Origin of the sequence: Vibrio sp. nBUS_14, from assembly GCF_051201655.1 — a bacterium.
Classification (GTDB): domain Bacteria; phylum Pseudomonadota; class Gammaproteobacteria; order Enterobacterales; family Vibrionaceae; genus Vibrio.
On the sequence record NZ_CP179206.1, the window covers coordinates 2,105,174 to 2,124,311 of the forward strand.

The 19,138-nt window shown below is 42.4% G+C and carries 18 protein-coding genes and 1 riboswitch; of the genes, 8 read left to right on the forward strand and 10 right to left on the reverse strand.

Features of this window, described 5'->3' with window-relative positions; genetic code table 11:
- Positions 1-55: 55 nt before the first annotated feature.
- Positions 56-1,582 (forward strand): IS66 family transposase, encoded by a 1,527-nt coding sequence (tnpC, locus tag ACMAZD_RS09900; RefSeq protein WP_435247105.1) that lies wholly within the window; start codon positions 56-58, stop codon positions 1,580-1,582.
- Positions 1,583-1,647: 65 nt separating this feature from the next.
- Here tnpC and ACMAZD_RS09905 read toward each other — a convergent pair whose 3' ends face one another.
- From ACMAZD_RS09905 to ACMAZD_RS09945, 9 genes are all read right to left on the reverse strand, one after another.
- A complete protein-coding gene (locus ACMAZD_RS09905) occupies positions 1,648-2,064 on the reverse strand; it encodes a hypothetical protein (RefSeq protein WP_435247106.1) in 417 nt (138 codons plus the stop codon).
- A 15-nt stretch (positions 2,065-2,079) separates the two neighbouring features.
- Positions 2,080-2,622, reverse strand: a complete 543-nt coding sequence (locus ACMAZD_RS09910; RefSeq protein ID WP_435247107.1) for a hypothetical protein — start codon at positions 2,620-2,622, stop codon at positions 2,080-2,082.
- Between the two features lie 173 nt (positions 2,623-2,795).
- Positions 2,796-3,431: a hypothetical protein gene (locus ACMAZD_RS09915; protein WP_435247108.1), complete on the reverse strand. Its 636-nt coding sequence runs from the start codon at positions 3,429-3,431 to the stop codon at positions 2,796-2,798.
- A 140-nt stretch (positions 3,432-3,571) separates the two neighbouring features.
- Entirely contained in the window at positions 3,572-3,739 is a 168-nt protein-coding gene (locus ACMAZD_RS09920) for a hypothetical protein (protein ID WP_435247109.1), read from the reverse strand.
- Between the two features lie 97 nt (positions 3,740-3,836).
- Entirely contained in the window at positions 3,837-6,881 is a 3,045-nt protein-coding gene (locus ACMAZD_RS09925; RefSeq protein ID WP_435247110.1) for a BT4734/BF3469 family protein, read from the reverse strand.
- Positions 6,856-7,056, reverse strand: a complete 201-nt coding sequence (locus ACMAZD_RS09930; protein ID WP_435247111.1) for a hypothetical protein — start codon at positions 7,054-7,056, stop codon at positions 6,856-6,858. The genes ACMAZD_RS09925 and ACMAZD_RS09930 overlap by 26 nt, the downstream gene beginning before the upstream one ends.
- A 9-nt stretch (positions 7,057-7,065) precedes the next feature.
- Positions 7,066-7,236 carry a hypothetical protein gene (locus ACMAZD_RS09935; protein ID WP_435247112.1) on the reverse strand — a complete coding sequence of 57 codons (171 nt, stop codon included), beginning with the start codon at positions 7,234-7,236 and terminating at the stop codon, positions 7,066-7,068.
- A complete protein-coding gene (locus ACMAZD_RS09940; RefSeq protein WP_434565862.1) occupies positions 7,233-7,484 on the reverse strand; it encodes a hypothetical protein in 252 nt (83 codons plus the stop codon). Before ACMAZD_RS09940 ends, ACMAZD_RS09935 begins: the two co-directional genes overlap by 4 nt.
- On the reverse strand, positions 7,468-7,617 hold the full coding sequence (locus tag ACMAZD_RS09945) for a hypothetical protein (RefSeq protein ID WP_435247113.1): 150 nt from the start codon (positions 7,615-7,617) through the stop codon (positions 7,468-7,470). Before ACMAZD_RS09945 ends, ACMAZD_RS09940 begins: the two co-directional genes overlap by 17 nt.
- Positions 7,618-8,243: 626 nt before the next feature.
- Positions 8,244-8,363, forward strand: a riboswitch (glycine riboswitch).
- Positions 8,364-8,491: 128 nt separating this feature from the next.
- On the opposite strand from ACMAZD_RS09945, the gene ACMAZD_RS09950 reads away from it, so the two are divergent.
- The 5 genes from ACMAZD_RS09950 (at position 8,492) to ACMAZD_RS09970 (ending at position 14,619) form a co-directional block, all read left to right on the forward strand.
- The gene (locus tag ACMAZD_RS09950) at positions 8,492-9,862 is read left to right on the forward strand and encodes an alanine/glycine:cation symporter family protein (RefSeq protein ID WP_435247114.1); all 1,371 of its coding nucleotides are present in this window, start codon (positions 8,492-8,494) and stop codon (positions 9,860-9,862) included.
- A gap of 363 nt (positions 9,863-10,225) precedes the next feature.
- Complete coding sequence (locus tag ACMAZD_RS09955) at positions 10,226-11,032, forward strand: winged helix-turn-helix domain-containing protein (RefSeq protein WP_435247115.1); 807 nt, start codon at positions 10,226-10,228, stop codon at positions 11,030-11,032.
- Positions 11,029-11,490 (forward strand): hypothetical protein, encoded by a 462-nt coding sequence (locus ACMAZD_RS09960; RefSeq protein ID WP_435247116.1) that lies wholly within the window; start codon positions 11,029-11,031, stop codon positions 11,488-11,490. Before ACMAZD_RS09955 ends, ACMAZD_RS09960 begins: the two co-directional genes overlap by 4 nt.
- 231 nt (positions 11,491-11,721) lie before the next feature.
- Positions 11,722-12,750, forward strand: coding sequence for an IS630 family transposase (locus tag ACMAZD_RS09965; protein ID WP_435247117.1), 1,029 nt, complete (start codon positions 11,722-11,724; stop codon positions 12,748-12,750).
- Positions 12,751-13,143: 393 nt separating this feature from the next.
- A complete protein-coding gene (locus tag ACMAZD_RS09970) occupies positions 13,144-14,619 on the forward strand; it encodes an aerolysin family beta-barrel pore-forming toxin (RefSeq protein ID WP_435247118.1) in 1,476 nt (491 codons plus the stop codon).
- A gap of 121 nt (positions 14,620-14,740) precedes the next feature.
- Here the strand turns inward: ACMAZD_RS09970 and ACMAZD_RS09975 are convergent, their stop codons facing one another.
- Positions 14,741-15,376, reverse strand: a complete 636-nt coding sequence (locus ACMAZD_RS09975) for a LysE family translocator (RefSeq protein ID WP_435247119.1) — start codon at positions 15,374-15,376, stop codon at positions 14,741-14,743.
- A 305-nt stretch (positions 15,377-15,681) separates the two neighbouring features.
- Here ACMAZD_RS09975 and ACMAZD_RS09980 point away from each other — a divergent pair, with 305 nt between their 5' ends.
- On the forward strand, positions 15,682-17,154 hold the full coding sequence (locus tag ACMAZD_RS09980; protein WP_435247120.1) for a carboxypeptidase M32: 1,473 nt from the start codon (positions 15,682-15,684) through the stop codon (positions 17,152-17,154).
- 491 nt (positions 17,155-17,645) lie between these two features.
- Positions 17,646-19,133 (forward strand): SulP family inorganic anion transporter, encoded by a 1,488-nt coding sequence (locus tag ACMAZD_RS09985; RefSeq protein ID WP_435247121.1) that lies wholly within the window; start codon positions 17,646-17,648, stop codon positions 19,131-19,133.
- Positions 19,134-19,138 lie beyond the last annotated feature (5 nt).

The following is a 19,138-nucleotide window of genomic DNA, read 5'->3' on the forward strand; positions in this document are numbered from 1 at the left end:
TAATAAAGCCTTATCTGCCAAGCGTTAACAGCATGATTTTAGTATAATAAATGCCATGAAAAAGACGCCAGATATCAACCCAGAAAGCCAAGATATTGCCAAGCTACAAGCGATGGTGAAAGCGCTGATGGCGTCAGAAAACCAATGGAAACAAGAGCGTCAATCTCTGCTTGAGCAACTCAAACTTGCTTTCGACCGCCAGTTCGCAAAACGCTCGGAGGCGTTAAAGCCTTACGATGAATCTCAAGGTGACCTCTTCAACGAAGTGGAATGTGAAGCCGCTAAGGGAGAGGTGGTTGAGGTAACAACGACCACAACGAAGAAGCGTGGTAAACGCAAGCCACTTCCAAAGACTTTGCCTCGTGAGGTTATCGAACTCGATTTAGACGACCATGAAAAACAGTGTGCATGCTGCCAACATAGTCTGCATAAAATCGGTGAAGACCGCAGTGAGAAACTTGAGTTCTCACCAGCCGTGCTCAAAGTGCTGGAATATGTTCGTCCTAAGTATGCTTGTCGTCAGTGCGAGCAAACTGAAGACAAAAGCCACATCGTTCAAAAGCCAGCGCCCCAGAGCATCATCCCTAAAAGCTTCGCGACAGAAAGCTTGCTAGCCAACATCATCCTTGGCAAATATCAATACGCAATGCCACTGTACCGCCAAGAGTCGCTGTTTACCCAGTCGGGTATCGAGCTATCACGAACCACGATGGCAAGGTGGGTTATCCAAGTCAGTGAGAAGTTCACACCGCTGTATGCGGCCTTGAAAGAGCATCTACTCCAACAAGTGGTGGTTCAGGCAGATGAAACGCCGCTCAATGTCCTCAAAGAAGATAAACAGTGTTATATGTGGCTCTACTGCTCGGGCGCAGACTCGCCCGACGCTGCACTGCCGAATGTAAAGAATATCGCCTTGTACGACTATCAAAACAGTCGCGCGAGGGCATGCCCTGTTGCCTTCTTGGGGGATTACAGTGGTTATCTGCAAACCGATGGCTATGGTGCCTATGATGGTCTTCATCACGTAACCAATGTTGGTTGCTTGGCACATGCACGGCGTAAGTTCATGGATGCTAAGAAGCTTCAAGGTAAAGGTAAGTCAGGCAAAGCAGATAAAGCGCTAGCCAAAATCCAGAAGCTCTATGGGATAGAATCGCGCTTAAGAGGTGCGACTGTCGAAACACGAAAAGCAGAACGTCAACTGCATGCCAAGCCGATACTGGATGAGCTGTACGAGTGGATGACGACTCAACAAGTGCTAGCGTCTAGCTCGCTGGGCAAGGCGATAAAATACACGCTCGGCCAATGGCCGAAACTTATCCGCTATATCGATGACGGTCATTTATCTATCGATAATAATCGTGCTGAACGCGCCATTAAACCGCTGGTCATTGGCAGAAAAAATTGGCTCTTCTCGAACACACCAAATGGTGCTGATGCGAGCGCGATGCTTTACAGCATCGTCGAGACGGCGAAAGCCAACGGCCTTATCCTCTACGACTACATGGTCAAGTGCATGAAAGAGCTAGCGAAAGCTGAGCCTGATATCGATGCGCTCCTACCTTGGAACTTCAAACATTAACAACATCGCCTCGTGGGTTCATGGGGCGTTTACATTAAAATCTAGAATTGGCTGCGGAATGACGGTTATAACCCACTTAGTACTGTAATGCGTTTTAATTCACTGTGTTCGCTCTCAGTTAATGCAGATTTTGTTTTCTCTTTACGAGGAACTTCGTTGTCCTTAAGACTGTTCAGGGTGGCTTGTGGGTCGATTGAATGTTTATATTGGCTAACATCCTTTGCTTCCAGTTTCATCAACGCATTAGGAACGGCAGGAACAGACACCACATCACAACCAGTTATCACAGTACCGTCTTCGTCTTCAAAGTAAGTAATACTTACAGAAACATAATTGTTGTTTGATTCTGCTAAGTCGATCAATTGCCGAGCGTTATCATTATCTGGCAACAACTCTATCTCGCCGTAGATTTGAGAGTTATTTGAATACACATTTGTTATTTCTCCGAAAGCATTCTTCAAATCAACGAACGGTGTATCCATTGAATGATCTAGCGCTCAATAAACAGGTGTGCCTGCGTACTCTTCAATTTCATCTTTGACATCCGCTTGCAATGCCGCAACTGCCGCACTTAGTTCACTATCTGATTTAAATACAGGCTCTTCTTTATCTGTCATTTTGTCGTACATTAATCCAGTGAGTACTAACGTCTTGCCTTGGTTATATTGTGCTTTCAAGTCACTAGTCGACTCAAACAAGAATAACTGGTCTAAATGGTATCGCTCTAAAATTTCCTCGTATTCACGGTCTATTGTCGTTGTCGTACCTTCAGGTGCATGCTCCGTTGATTTGGTAACAGTTGTTGTTAAGTCCCCTTGCGAGTACATGCGCTGAACCTGTTTACTCTTCCTATTTGCTTCAAGCGTTCTTGCTTTCCTTAATGCATTGAGTCGGCTCAAATGGTTGAGTGTTAACTTGGGTTTGCGAGTATCTGTTGTTTTTCGTACTCGGTTGTCTTTAGTCTCATCATGTAAAAATGACGTCGCTGATTCTTTTGCTTGATGCTCTCGAATTAAAGTGATTGATTTATCTGGTTTCATTTTTCTCTCCCTTGTCTGTCGTATATTTACCAAGTCCCAGACATAAAAAAGCCTCTCTATATGACATAGAAAGGCAATCAGACAAGCAAAGATTAAAACTGTATTTACTGCTTCGTAGGAGAAAAATTTATCTAGTGGGCTGTGAAAAAATCGCCCACAGAATAATACGAGCACTATGATCGCGGGGCTCGGCTCAAAAAACCTTTCGCTCTGGCAGTGAACTGACGTTCATGAGATCTGAAATACGTACTGAGGTTGTCAAAGATTGCTGTGTATAAGAAATCAATCAAACCATTGAACTGCCCTTGCTGTTTCTGACAATAAGCAAGAAACGCAACCAAATCCGACGTTGTATTCGCTCTATTTTTTGCCAACTCTGAGCCCTTTAGTTTTACTTCTCGGTTAAATTGTCTTTTAGAATCGAACTGTTTCTTATCGATCAATCCATTTGATATTTTCTGTATTAGACGATCAGGCTTTTTACTTCGCCTGTAAGGTAACTGCTCCGGTAACACAATATCTACACTCTGTGTTATCCCCATAGCGTTGAGTGATAGTTCTAATATTGCTTGAAGAAAGGTTTCTTTGTTGGATTGATCTATGTAATGGGTTTGCCGTTTATGTAAGTGAAGACCAAATAACGCAGCGGCTAATAGCCGATCTGGCTTTAATTCTCGGTCTAGATACATGAAAGTATCTGTTAGATTTAACTCTTCATGCAGTCTTGCTGCGGTTGGCTTAAAATGTTCTTGTCTCGCGTATGTATTGAATAAATTAAATACATCACACGTTAAGTCGCAGTCACGCATTTATACTCCTTGTTCTGAGCCTCCTTTGGCTAATGGTTGTAAATTCCAACTATCAAGAACTAAATCGACGTCATCCATTGTTTCTAGCCGCTTTATCTTGTTAGTTTCAGTGGATTGGCTTAATTGGTTAATACGAGAAGTTAGTTTCTTCGCTTGAGATATTTTTTTATTGAAGCCTTATCGTGTTTGCATTGCTTCATTGCTGCTTTAATAGAATTATTATCATTCACATCCAGTAGAACCCCCTTTTGTTTTAATTCCACCAACACTATTTGTAACTTACTTTCGTACATCGCTAGTTCTGTCATCAATCCCTCCTTCTGAAATATCAAATACACCTTTCGTTCAAATCACATTAATTGAGGTAGCCTTTACTTCGAACGACATATGCTGTTTTGGCAATTGCTATCTAAATTGATTACTAACCAATGATCTTAGATCACAATCATAAGCGGCTTTAAGTCCTTCGATCCCACTGGCTTCAGTTAACACTGCATTGTCGAAATTGCTCAAATCAGATATAGAGGTAAGGGCTTTCGAGGGCGTTTCCAGTTCCGTTGAGGGCGCATTTTCAAAAATGCTCACGAAACTGGGGGGCGTGGAACCTATAAGGGTTTCGTGAGCATTTTTGACCACAGAATCCCCATTTTCTACTCCATGAACCTCTTTTTCTACAAATCCACCTTCCTGAAGTAGGTTTTCAATTGGTTTACCGAGTTTGTAACCTAGTACTAACCCCTTAAGATCTTTGAGTTTCATTTCAAATATATCTTTACCCATGACCTTATGAACATCATCAACTAACTCAGGTGATAGGTTTTTGTTTTTTCGCCACCTCATTAACTTGTTACGCTCAGTATCACTCATAGCAACACCACTGGAGTCTTTAGTTGGCCTACCGTCCTTGTTAGGTGAAAAGAAGTCATCAATAATCTTATTATTGAAGTACTTAACCTTATTCTCTAACTTCTTGCGTTCCTCTACGCTGAATTGTTCTTCGATACGCATAAGGAAGTAATCAAGCGAGCCCTTATCCGGTAATACCAAATAACCTTCTTCAATGAACTTCGCTCGAACCTTTGGATCTTGGTCACGCTTGTAGCAATCGGGTTGTCTTAACCAAGGTCGAAAAACGTTCTGAAAGTGAGAGTTATATTCTAGCCAGCGATAAACTTGGTCTTGAGTGAACCCCATTCGGATATAGTTTTGCAATTGAGCAGGATGAGGCTTCAATGAATACGCACACACACAGTAATTACAAGTATCAAGATAATTAATACCGTGGGTATTGGCAGTGCATGTTAGAACGTTGGTATCGTGTATGCTCCTTGGATCAACATGTTTCGCTGATGCTATATTCATGAAACCGGAAAAACTTCTACTCATTTCAGCAGTCATCGCCTTACCTTCAAACGATATTGAGTTGGCAAGGAATAACATTTTGTAACCGTCATATATATCGAGAGGCTGCAAGCCGTCTACGCTCATTAATTCACTAACAATTGCACGCTCAACGTCGCCATTAGAAGAATCTAATTTAAACTTACCAAAGGTCTGATTAGTGATGACGTAGACACCCTTGATACGATCGGCAATATACGAGTGTCTTGGCTTCAAGTGAGTAACATCAAGTCTCACTCCTTCCATTTTAAGTTTAAGCAGTAACAGCGAGTTATGAGCGTCATCACCCATGAAACAAACTGAATCGAACTTAGTTAGTTCCTTGACGTTCGGCATAGTCACAACTCGGAATTGCTCTCCCTCTTTTTTGACCTCAAAATCAATGATTGCTTGCAAATTAGACTTTGAAACGTTCTCAATAATACGCTTGTACTCTTTATTGGTTAGTTCGCCGATTGTGTTAGCCACATCATCACCGTGATCGGTTAAACCAGTGATAAAGTGTGACTCGATACCGTCATATGTATCTTCTTCAGTCTCCAACATGCTCAGTAGTTCTTGCCTTGACTTTCTGTTTATACGCGACCACTTGCCGACTTCAAATAGATCTGGTATTTCGTCTACTACCAAGTTCACATCACGTGATTCTTTGAGCAAGTCTTCAAAGTCTAATCTGATCAGTGCCTCATGAGTGATAAACACCACAACGTTCTTTCCTTGGCTCTTGGGTAACGTGTTAGTGACGATATTATCTAACTGCGTTTGAATAGGCTTTGCGCTCTCACCGTCCATTTTGGATTGAATACAGAACGTTTCAATCCTGAGGGAACCTTTAGTGTTAGACTGGATTTTTGATATCTCAGCCGCACGCTCTTTGAGTGTTGATATCTCATGGCAAGCATAGATAAACACATCACCGTTTGTGTTAACGATATCTTTCATTTTCAAGTAAGACTTACCAGAAGATGGCATACCTGCCCAGACGTCAACCGACTCACCATACATGCGCATAGGCTTGTATTGTACTCTCACGTAGTCATTGGTGAGTGTGATCTCTTTGCTTAACTTCTTATCAGTCTGCTCAAATTCATCGAGTGCTTTTTGATCATTGGGATCTAGAGCCTCTTGGTATTCCTTCTTACCAGTCAGTTTGAACTTAGAGATTCTTTGATACTTTGTTGCTTTCTGATCGACACTCCAGTTAGGTTTACGTGCTCGTGCAAACACTAAACGCAAAGCCGATACACCATCGTCATAACTTGCTCCCATTGCCTTGAGCGCAGCCCATACATTGAATGCTACTTGGTCGCCTGTTTCGATACCGGATGTGATCTTCGAGTTAACTAACTTAGTGACATCAATGTTAGATTTACCCTCACTTGATACCAACCTTGAGATCATACTGATACGCTTATTGTTATCAGTTATTTGCTTCTGGATACCTTGGTACTCATTGAATGCATCATAGAACTGTTGGGTCTGTGGTCTTGAGTTACTGTTCCACTCTGCGTCTTCGTCAACTGATACATAACAAAGGTTGTTAGGTCGGCACACGTTGCCGTCATAAAGATCCAACGCACCGATAGACTTCATTGTGTTATAAGTCCAACGTTTTGTCGTGTGGCGAAATAGGTCTTTATCTGTTTGGAACTGAGATAGGTCAACATTGAAGAATACCTTCAAGCCGTCACCACTTGGTGAGGTGAACATAAGAATAGGATTTAACTCTCGAAGTCTATCCTTCACTTCATTCATTCTGTCTGTAGTTGGTACGTCGTCGATATCTAAGTGGATTAAATTCGTGTACTGCCATTCGCCTGCTTTGTCTAACGCTTGGTATTGAGTACCAGACGTCATGTGAGGCATCAACGCGGGTAAGACTTCATCCTTTTTCTTACCATGGATTTTGTATTGGTCGACATTATATTGATAATCAAGATTTTTAACCTTCAAGTACATATCGTGTAATGACATGCTCTCAGTTACTTCTTTGTGATAATTATTCTTTAGTACTAATTGAACATTAGTTGGTTTTACCTCTTTGCTCATAGTGTGATTCCTCCACATTTTGGTCATTGTTGGCTTCCGTGGCCATTAGTTTTTGTAGTAAGTCTTTAATAGTACGCTGCACAGATTTGCTACCTTGGTGCTTGCTTATAAACTCAGTTTCCGCGCGGTTAAGTGTTAAAGGGATAACGTTTTGACGCTGTCTTTGCTCTCTCATTCTTTGCTCCTAGTAGTGTTCTAAGCCTTCCAATAGGAAATTGGCATATGTGTTCGCTTGTGTAACATCTAATTCGTCATTCACAATCATGATTGCGTACTGTCTGAATATGTCTGATATCTCTTTATCGTGTACACCTACGATATGTATATCGCCATTTTTTAATCGTTTAAAAATCATTTAAGTAACCTCTTGATCTCTAAGTGGAAAGCATTCATCGCTTTACACGGCTTCTGCACGTCTCTCGCTTGCTCTTGCATGTACACAATGAACGCTACTTGCACACGCTTTAGAGCGTACTTAAGCCCGTGTTGGTGGCTGAGTAGTGTCTCTTCGTCCACGATTTCAAGCGAGTTCGCTGAAAGAAAATCAATTACTAACTGCTCTCTTGTTTTAAGTTTTCGTCTCGGTTTAAAATTCCACGTCATTGTTGCTCCATGTTTTACGCAATTCAGCGATTTGTTCGGCTGTCGCATCTGCAATAAACGACTCAACAAACGTCCGTAGTCGCTCCGTTTCTAATGTTTTTTGTATCTCATTCACTGTTTTGACCTCAATCATTTCCGCCCCTTATAAGTGTCGTTGCAAATGGCTCGCAGCGTATCTAGTGAACAACCTAGATGCTTTGCAATACTTCTAACTTCATACTCTGCTGTTTCAATAAACAGGCTTGTCGTTTAAGTTCTCGCGCTTCACTAACCGTGTATTTTGGTTTACGTCCACCAGCCCGCGTAGTACTTGGATCTATCTTTTTTCTAAGCATCTGGCACTCCCTTTTGTTTTTAGTACTTGTATTTATCGTTCAAGTATTTTTGGTATTCATGACGCACAAAAAAAGCCCCAGTCCGATTAAGGACTGAGGCAAACGCACTAGTACTATTATGACGTAGAGTTTCTCCGTATCTATTTTTAACGATCAGGCATTAGCACAAAGGTGGTATACATAACTGGTATACATTTTTGAAATACGTATTGAATTACATAAAAATCATGATAGAGTTCACACATCAATAATGAACAGCATTATTGACTAACCTTTGTGCAAATGTTGCACATTTGTTCCGATGAAGACTGCAGGAGAGTGGTTTTTAACTAAACTTTAACACTTAGTTAGATTAACCCGCCGAAGAAGTAAATCTTTCAGGCGCTTTGTGCTGGAGATATCCAGAAAAGTGAGGACTGTCGTTGGAGGAACCTCTGGAGAGAACCGTTAGATCGGTCGCCGAAGGAGCAAGCTTAGTGCCCGTTACTTATCTATAAGTGATTCGCTAAGTGAAACTCTCAGGCAAAAGGACAGAGGAGTGGAAAGCAACAGCCTTAATTAACAAAAGAATTCTATCTAGAAATCCATATGTATTAATTAGTCCTATCGATCCTTGTGATCTGCACTGCCTTCCCTCTTCTCCTTAAATTTTTTATTTATTAAGGGGAAACTATGAACCATCTACAAGCTACACTTCAAACCATCAACCAATTCGTTTGGGGACCACCGCTACTCATTTTATTAGTTGGCACCGGTGTTTATTTCACTTTTCGTTTAGGCTTACTCCAGTTTAGACACCTTTCAACTGCGCTAAAAATGGTGTTCACCAAAGACAAATCCGACACGGGTGACGTATCAAGCTTCGCCGCTTTGTGTACAGCGCTTTCCGCAACGATTGGTACCGGTAATATCGTAGGTGTAGCGACCGCAATCAAGATTGGTGGCCCTGGTGCCCTATTCTGGATGTGGCTTGCCGCTGTTTTTGGTATGGCGACCAAATACGCAGAATGTCTACTTGCCGTTAAATATCGTAGAACCGATAGCAATGGAGAAATGGTTGGCGGCCCAATGTATTACTTGCAATACGGTGTTGGCTCAAGAGTCTTAGCGGTGATGTTCGCTGTGTTCGCTTTGGGGGTTGCCTGCTTCGGTATCGGTACCTTCCCACAAGTTAACGCTATCTTAGACGCGACTGAAATTTCATTTGGTGCTTCTCGTCAAATGTCAGCTGTCGTTCTTACGATATTAGTAGCAGTTGTAACCCTTAGTGGTATTCAATCTACCGCTAAAGTGGCAGGAAAAGTCGTTCCTACCATGGCTATCATGTACATCGTCGCGTGTTTTAGTATCCTGGTTTCCAATGCAGACCAACTATTGAATGCCATTACCCTTGTTGTGACTTCTGCGTTTACCAACACAGCAGCAACTGGTGGCTTCTTTGGTGCGAGCATCATGCTTGCTATCCAATCAGGCATCGCTCGTGGTGTATTCTCGAACGAATCAGGCCTAGGTAGCGCACCTATGGCAGCCGCCGCGGCCAAAACAGACTCGTGCGTGAAACAAGGGCTGGTCTCTATGACGGGTACCTTCTTCGATACCATCATCATCTGTACCATGACAGGTTTAGCACTTATCTTAACGGGCGCTTGGCAGACCGATCTTTCTGGTGCTGCGATGACCACTTATGCATTCGCTGTTGGTTTGAATGCAAACACCCTTGGCCCTATGTTGGTTTCTGTTGGCTTAATCTTCTTTGCATTCACCACGATTTTAGGCTGGAACTACTACGGCGAGCGCTGTATTGTTTTCTTGCTAGGTACTAAAGCGGTTCTGCCTTACAAGATCATCTTCATTGCGTTGGTTGCTTCTGGTGCCTTCTTAAAGCTCGACATGATCTGGCTGATGGCTGATATAGTGAACGGCCTGATGGCAATTCCAAACCTAATCGGCCTGATCTTGCTGCGTCGCGTCGTCATCGAAGAAACAAAGCTCTTCTTCAAACCTTTAACTTCTTCAAGTGATTGTGAAGCCGTTAAAGCGTAACCTGAATTGATTGAATACAGCCCGAATTAAAATGCGGGCTTTTTATATTTATTCAAACGTTAAACTGAAGAAATCATGACGAACACTTATACCCTGACATATAAAATGATATTAATTAGTCCGCTGTGCGAATTAATATATTTCATAAAAATCTAATAAAACCAATGCTTAATTAGATATTACTTATATTTAACAGGTTATGTATAAACGGTCGTTTTTTAGTCATAAATGAATAAACAACGCTTTGTTTCTATCACACAAAAAATCACTAGAATAAAACATGTGACTTTAATTCATATAATAGTGCGTTTATAGTCATCTACATTGTTGAGAGAATTATAATAAAAATAAAACGTTGGCTATATGATCAGATTTGACCCAATTAAAAACCGTATTTATAACGACGAACGTTCTATTAAAATAGGATATCGTGAGACGCGTGTTTTAGAGTTATTACTTAAAAACTCGCCCGAGATTGTGAATAAGCAAGAAATCATTAGTTTCGCATGGGGAAGCGAATTCATTGGTGATACATCACTTGCGAAATGCATCAGTTTACTCCGCCAAGGGTTCGTGAAGCTCGGCGTAAAAGAGACGCCAATCGTTACGGTACCAAAGGTTGGTTACCGCCTTATCGATGATTGCGTCTTTATAGAATCGCAACCACAAAGCGGAACCACGATTCCTCTCACTCTAGTGAGCGATCAAGTTCCACAAGATAACAGCAGTATTGCGGCCTCTATTGCAAGTAGCCATGAATTTATTCCTAAACCAACTTCGCCTGCTCGCCAGAAAATCAGGTCACACAGAAATAGACTGTGTTACTTCACAACCGGTTGTTTGCTATTTGCATCAGCGCTATTGGCTTTTGCTAAAGTTCACGATAAAAGCCTTGGTGATACCACCCCCTTTAACCGCCTTAATGAACAATGGGTTGGGCAGATGCAAGTGTTCCAAGAGTCTGAAATGGCGATGAGCTCTGAACTAGAAGCCATTCTCTATAAATATCAATGTGATTGCGTAGCATACATTAGCGAAGAATCCGACTACTCTGAGCTTTCAATACTCAATAAAGAAACGCGTCAGTCCATCAATATCTTTTACACACCCACGCAATTAGATCGAGCGAGTGAAGAGATAGCAATATTCCTAAAGAGAGGCCAATTATGATGCCATTTGTTGCTCTATTTTCCGCTTTAGCTCTATTGATTGGTATATGGAGTATCCCTAACTCTCCACCCCAAGAAGAGCACCGTTATCAACATAGCGTGGTAGACCTCATACTCGATGGAAATGTGTTACGTACCGATGGGCTCACCAAAATAAGTAATAACAAGGTTCTGCACTTGATGTCGGTTCAAGATGACAACATGCCCGACCCTATTGTTCTACGGTTTAGAGGTGAGGCAGGTCCTTCTCAATCACTTTTCTTTTCAATATCTGGAACCATTGATTTAGTCTCAGTACAAAAAATAAATAAAACAATGAATGATAGCTTATTGTCACCCTACCTACTCATCAACAATGATCCATTAACGTTGAAGGTTGATGTCTTAAGTTCAAATGATTTATTTGCCATTATTCGAACGTGTAATACTGGCCGAACACAACTACTGGCTAAACGATAATTTATCGTCGTTTGGCCACTAGCTAAATTGACCAACGTTTGATTAACACCATCCTGAACATTACACATAAAAAAACAGGTGGTTATTTTAATAACCATATCAACAAGCATCCCTCAATTTTAAACATTCGATTAATCGGATGTTTAAAACAACTGATTACATTTAAAAACCTATACCCGTGATCATTGAAGATGCTTGATTTTCAATGAAATCAGGATCATGCTACTCACCATGAAAATGGTACTAACTCCTGAGCAAAAACAACAACTCGAACAGATGCACAATACTGAGCGTGATCGTCGAGTATGCGACCGTATAAAAGCTGTCTTGCTAGCTTCCGAAGGTTGGAGCCCGCCTATGATCTCTCAAGCCCTTCGTATCCATGAATCTACAGTTGCTCGTCATCTTAGTGATTATGCTCTATCTGAAAAACTTAAACCTGAGAATGGCGGGAGCCAGAGTCTACTTTCTGATACTCAGACGATGCAGCTCATCGAGCATTTGACTGAGAAAACCTATTTTCATACGCGTCAAATCGTTACTTACGTCGAAGCTGAATTCGGTGTGAGCTACACCGTTTCTGGGATTAATAAGTGGTTACATCACCACGGTTTTGCATACAAAAAGCCCAAAGGTGTACCACATAAACTAAAGCCTGAAGAGCAGCAAGCATTTATCGAGTATTACAACGAGGTACTTAAGCCCAAGGATGCGCCTGTACTTTTCATGGACGCCGTTCATCCAACTCAATCAACAAAACTTAGCTGTGGCTGGATCCGTAAGGGACAGGATAAGCTAATTGAAACGACAGGTAGCCGCACTCGAGTGAATCTAATCGGTGCTCTGTCATTGAAAAACATCAGCGCAACGATCACAGATACTTATGAAACGATAGATAGCGAGAGTATTGTTCGCTTCTTTTGGAAACTCAAGAAAGAGCATTATCCACTAGAGCAAACCGTGCATATTGTGCTTGATGGTGCAGCCTACCATCGGTCAGAAATGGTTAGGAATGCGGCAAAAGTACTCAATATAGAGCTTCATTACTTACCCTCATACAGCCCAAACTTAAATCCAATAGAGCGGCTTTGGAAAGTAATGAATGAGCATGTGAGGAACAATGTCTATTTTCCCTCCAAAACAGCATTCACCTCTGCTATCAAAAAGTTTTTCGATGTGACGTTACCAGAAGTTGCAGGCTCACTTGTATCCAGAATTACAGATAATTTTCAGGTACTGATACCTGCATCTTCAAGTTGAAAGGGTATAAGTTAAATTTATATCGTTATTGTTAATTCACATATCAAGTTAAAGCTATAGACGATGTGAATAATATACCCCTTATCGTAGTTAATCACTCACCTCACACGTGATTAAACAACGTCAAAATAATTTGACGTTAAAGTCGCGATAATAACGTCTCATTTTTCTAAAAACGGTTTGATCCCCATCAAACAATTCACTTCCAGTTGCATAAAATTTCACCATAAAAATACTTATAGCAATACAAATCATTGAATTAAAAAGGTAATTTAATTCAACCCTTTTCAGTATCTATATATCTATCAACATGAAAAGGTGAATTGGTCTTGTTAACTGCACGGCGAACAAAACATTATCAAAATAGAAAAATCACAAACGAGGGAATTGTTAATGATCCGAATAAACAGAAGTCTCTTAGCAACCGCAGTGTTGTCTGTTCTATCTACCGGTGTAAACGCAAAGGTTTATCCAGACCAAATAGTGTTTGACCAACTTGGTGAAGATGTATGTCGCTCTGGTTATCGCCCTTTAGACCGGTATGAAGCTGAAGAACAAAAGAGTGCTTTGGTCGCTCGTATGGGCACTTGGCAGATCACAGGGCTGAAAGGTAACTGGGTGATCATGGGGCCTGGTTATCATGGCGAAATTAAACAATCAAACAGCGGGTCAACGTTTTGCTATCCGAACAATGACCAATCTGAAATTCCAGACTACTCAGCTAAATCAGTTCCAGAAGGTAGCGAGTTAGATGTTCAATATGAGTTGGTCAATAACCGTAACGATTTTGTTCGCCCACTAAGCTATCTAGCTCACAACCTCGGATACGCATGGGTTGGCGGCAATAACAGTCAGTACGTTGGCGAAGACATGACAATAAAGCGCTCTGGCGACAGTTGGGTGATACAAGGAAACAATGGTGGTTCTTGTAGTGGTTATCGCTGTGGGGAAAAAACTAAAATCACCGTCGACAACTTTGCCTACACCGTTAACGACGATAACTTTTGGCATGGTGATGTTATCGAGTCAGATCGTGAACTAGTGAAGACGGTTTACGCAACGGCAAGAAACAACAGTAATATCGCGCAACAAGTGGTTGTCGACCTGAAAGTGGATGAGTCAACAAACTGGTCAAAAACGAATAGCTATGGGTTCTCACAAAGTGTTCAAACAGAGAATACGTTTAAGTGGCCTCTTGTTGGCGAAACTAAACTAACCGTTAAGTTCGAAGCCAACCAAAGCTTCTCTAAATCCAATGGGGGCTCCACTAGCGAGCAAGTAACACTTCAAGCGCGCCCAATGGTTCCAGCAAACTCAGAGCTTCCGATTCGAGTCGAGTTGTATCGTTCAAGTATCTCCTACCCGTATCGATTCAATGCCGACATTAGCTACGATGTTGAGTTTAACGGCTTCCTACGTTGGGGTGGCAACGCATGGCATACACATCCAGACAATCGCCCTTACAGAGCTCACACCTTCACTATGGGTCGCGGTAGTGATAAATCTGCAGACATTCGCTACCAATGGGATCACCGTTACATACCAGGCGAAACGAAATGGTGGGACTGGGGCTGGGCTATCAAAGAAGCCGGTTTATCAAGCATGCAGTACGCGACTGGAGCAAGCTTACGCCCATTCCACTCTTACGTATCTGGTGATTTTAACGCTGAATCTCAATTTGCAGGCACCATTGAAATTGGCCAAGCAACACCAATTACCAACAGTGTACTTAGCAAAAAAAGTACAGATTCCGTCAACGAAACTACTGAGCGTATTGGCGATCTTGAAGTCACTACCAACTTCAACTCTGATGAGTTGAGTGACTTAGGTTTCGAAGGTGCTGAGATGAACATCAGTGTCGTTGAATAGCTACGCTGTGAATAATTAGGCTATAAATAACCAGGTTGGTTAATAAAGCAGTACAAACAATAAAACGCAAAAGCCCACGACACGTCGTGGGCTTTCATATGTTCTATTAAGAAGCGGTGAACTACACAGGTTCTTCTATCAGAAGCTTAACGCCAAGCCCCACCAGCACCATACCAGTCACACCTTCCATCCACTTCATAAAGCTCGCATTCTTAAGCAAGTTTTTAGCGGAGTTCAGAGCCCCAGCCAAACTGCATTGCCACACCATAGCAATCATAAAGTGTACCGAAGCCATCAACATAGATTGCAATAACGGTGAACCTTCAGGGTTTACGAATTGAGGTAAAAAAGCCAAATAGAAAACCGCTGTTTTCGGGTTAAGCACATTAGATAAGAAACCTTCACGCAAAGAACGTTTTGCGCTGTAAGCTTGATGAGCTTGCTCGCCAACCTTCAACCCGCCACCGTTTTTCATCAAAGCGCGTAAACTGCTTAAACCAAGCCAGATTAAATAAACGGCACCCACCATTTTTACAGCTTGAAAGAGTTCAGCGGATTGGGCGAGGATTGCAGAGATACCCACAGCAGAGAAAAAGGCGTGTACATATAAGCCGCTACAAATACCAAAGCTTGTCATACAACCGTCAGCTAAGCCAGAGCGGCTCGTATTGCGAATCACCAAAGCCGTATCTAAGCCCGGTGTTAACGTTAAAATCGTGATGGCAATTAGAAATGCCTCAAAGTTCAAAATATCCATATCATTGTCATTCTTGTTCAGCGATCTATCATCAATACCGTGTATCTGAACAATTCGCAAGCAACAATTGCCACCAGCTATACAAGTCACTGATTTTGTGCACAATGGTACAGTTTAATTTGCTAACAAATAGTAAATTACTGGCATATCACTGCCCTACTTTGTTTAAGCTATATCTTCTACTGAGAAGAACAGCCTCAGAAACAAAGTGAAGTGACCAACTTCAAAGTACTAAACATCGAGATGCCCCTTAAACTGATGCAGCCTTACGGGTCATTTAAAGAAACCAAATTAAGAGTAGTCAAATGAGCGCATTCAAAAAACTAGTCGAACACTCTCAAAAATGTTCACGCTTTCAACACCTAGCTTCTATTTGTGGTTGGGACCAAGCTTCAATGATGCCAGCAGGTGGTAACCAAGCACGTAGTGAAGCGATGGCCGAGCTTTCTGTTCATATTCACGGCCTAATGACTCAGCCACAACTTGGCGATTGGATTGCAGACGCTGAAAACGAAGCGCTGAACACCGAGCAACAATCGTCACTTCGTGAAATAAAACGCCAATGGCAACAAGCAAACCTACTTCCTGAAAAGCTGGTTGAAGCTAAATCTCTAGCAGGCTCAAAGTGTGAACATGCATGGCGCAGCCAACGTGGTAACAACGATTGGGTTGGTTTTGAAAAGAACTGGCGTGAAGTGGTTGAGCTGTCTCGTGAAGAAGCGCAGATCCGCGCCGATGCGGCGAACCTAACCCCTTATGATGCCATGCTTGATATCTATGAGCCGGGCACAAGCTCTGCATCACTTGATGTTTTGTTTGCAGACGTTAAGACATGGCTACCAAGCCTGATTGACGAAGTGATCGAAAAACAATCGATCGAGCAATTTAGCGCGCCATCAGGTCTCTACTCAACTGAAAAACAGAAAGCACTTGGCTTAGAAGTCATGAAGTTGCTTCAATTCGATTTTGAACACGGCCGATTAGATGAAAGTGTTCACCCATTCTGTGGTGGTGTCCCTTCAGACGTACGAATCACAACCAGATATGACGAAGCTGAATTCGTTCAATCGTTGATGGGCATTGTCCACGAAACTGGGCACGCACGTTATGAGCAAGGTTTACCAAAGCACTTAGCAGGCCAACCAGCAGGTGAAGCTCGCTCTATGGGTATCCATGAATCTCAATCTTTGTTCTTCGAGATGCAAGTTGGCCGCTGCGACCCGTTCATCGGGCACTTAGCAAACCTAGCTGGCAAGCAGTTTTCTGGTTCTGAATTTGAGCAAAAGAACTTCCAGAAGATCTACACTCGCGTTAAGAAAGACTTCATCCGTGTTGATGCCGATGAGCTGACCTACCCTGCACACGTTATCTTACGTTACGAGATTGAACGTGACTTGATCAACGGCAACATCAAACACACCGATGTCCCAGAATTGTGGAACACTAAAATGCAGTCCTACCTTGGTTTAAGCACTCAAGGCAATTTCACTAATGGCTGTATGCAAGACATCCACTGGACAGACGGCGCATTCGGTTACTTCCCATCGTACACATTAGGTGCGATGTACGCGGCACAGTTCATGGCTTCAATGAAGCAAACGGTGGATGTGAACGCTGTGATTGAAAGTGGTGACCTATCGCCTATCTTCACTTGGTTAGAGTCGAACATTTGGAATAAAGGCAGCCTGCTGACCACAGATGATTTGGTGAAAGGCGCTACGGGTGAAACCTTGAATGCACAGTACTTCAAAGATCACTTGAGAAGCCGTTACTTATAATCACCTCAATGAGCAGCACTTTCGCTGCTCTTTTTTTTTGCTCGTTATGTGGGAGATACAAATTTACTCACTTCGTCTCCTCTTAAACCATATACGCCCATTCTTTTGACAGTAAGAGCTCTTGCTGGCCATCAGGCGAAAAACCAAGACATCGAAAAATGGAATTTAAGTTTACACTGACGTACTCAGGACTCATTCCACCAGCGATTGTTAAATAAATACATCGGCGTATAGTGACCATTTTTAAAATACAACGAGAGGATATTAATACCTGTGTTAATTACGCCGCCTTAAACGTTCCATCCCCCCTATAGCTCTCACTGCTAACCGAAGCTTAGTACTAACCTTTAGTATCTTGCTCACTCTTTGCGCTTGTTAATTATCCGCCTATCTTAGGCTGCTTTTTCGCGCCAAAATTTTATCAAAGAAGCACTCATCCGTACCCCAGATCTATTTCTGGTGCGTTTTGCCGTGCCCAAATTGAGAATTCAATGTACAAAAATATCAAACTTGATTGGATATCGAACATCCGTGGAGACCTACTTGCCGGTCTCGTTGTTGCACTCGCTTTAATCCCTGAAGCCATCGCCTTTTCTATCATCGCTGGCGTTGACCCCAAAGTTGGCTTGTATGCCTCTTTCAGTATTTCTGTTGTGATTGCTTTCACCGGAGGCCGCTCTGGGATGGTTTCAGCCGCCACTGGAGCCATGGCATTATTAATGGTCACCTTAGTCAAAGAACATGGCCTAGAATATTTATTGGCTGTGACCGTGCTGACTGGTGTTCTGCAAATATTGGCAGGATATTTGAAGCTTGGTAGCCTCATGCGGTTTGTCTCGCGTTCTGTCGTAACTGGCTTTGTAAATGCCCTCGCTATCTTAATTTTCCTTGCTCAACTACCCGAACTCACCAACGTAACTTGGCATGTGTATGCGATGACCGCTGGCGGCCTAGGGATCATTTACCTGTTCCCTTACCTTCCTGTTATTGGCAAATTAATCCCTTCTCCTTTGGTGTGTATCATCATCCTTACTGCGATCGTAATGTGGTTCGATATTGATATTCGTACCGTAGGCGACATGGGGAACTTACCCGACACTCTGCCTATCTTCCTATGGCCAGATGTACCTCTCAACTTAGAAACCTTGTTTATCATTTTCCCCTATGCCGTTGGACTTTCTGTAGTAGGTTTATTGGAATCGATGATGACAGCGACGATCGTTGACGACCTTACCGACACCAGCAGCGACAAGAACCGAGAATGTAAAGGACAAGGCATTGCTAACGTCTTTACTGGCTTCTTAGGTGGTATGGCTGGATGTGCCATGATCGGGCAATCAATGATCAATATTAAATCAGGTGGTCGCGGCCGATTATCGACTCTATCAGCCGGTGTATTCTTATTGATTATGGTCGTTTTTCTTGGCCCATGGCTAAAGCAAATCCCAATGGCAGCATTGGTTGCTGTGATGATCATGGTCGCGATCGGAACGTTCTCTTGGGGCTCTATTCGCGATCTAAAGAAGCACCCTTTATCGACTAACATTGTGATGCTTGCTACGGTCATTATTGTTGTGGCTACTCACAACTTAGCCGTTGGCGTATTTGTTGGCGTGCTGCTTGCCTCACTGTTCTTCGCTAACAAGATCAGTCGAATGATGGTCATCAAAAATGACAGCACGGAGCAAAACAGCCGCAGATATACCGTTATCGGACAGGTCTTTTTCGTTTCATCCGATAAGTTTATTGAGTCGTTTGATTGTAAAGAAGTGATTGAATCTGTGACGATAGATTTATCTTCGGCACACTTCTGGGACGTCACCTCCGTTTCAGCATTAGACAAAGTGGTCGTTAAGTTTCGCCGCGAAGGGACACATGTGGACTTGATAGGAATGAACCAAGCCACGCGTACTATTGTCGACAAATTTGGCGTGCACGATAAACCCGAAGAAGTTGAAAAGTTATTAGCCGGACATTAAGGAAA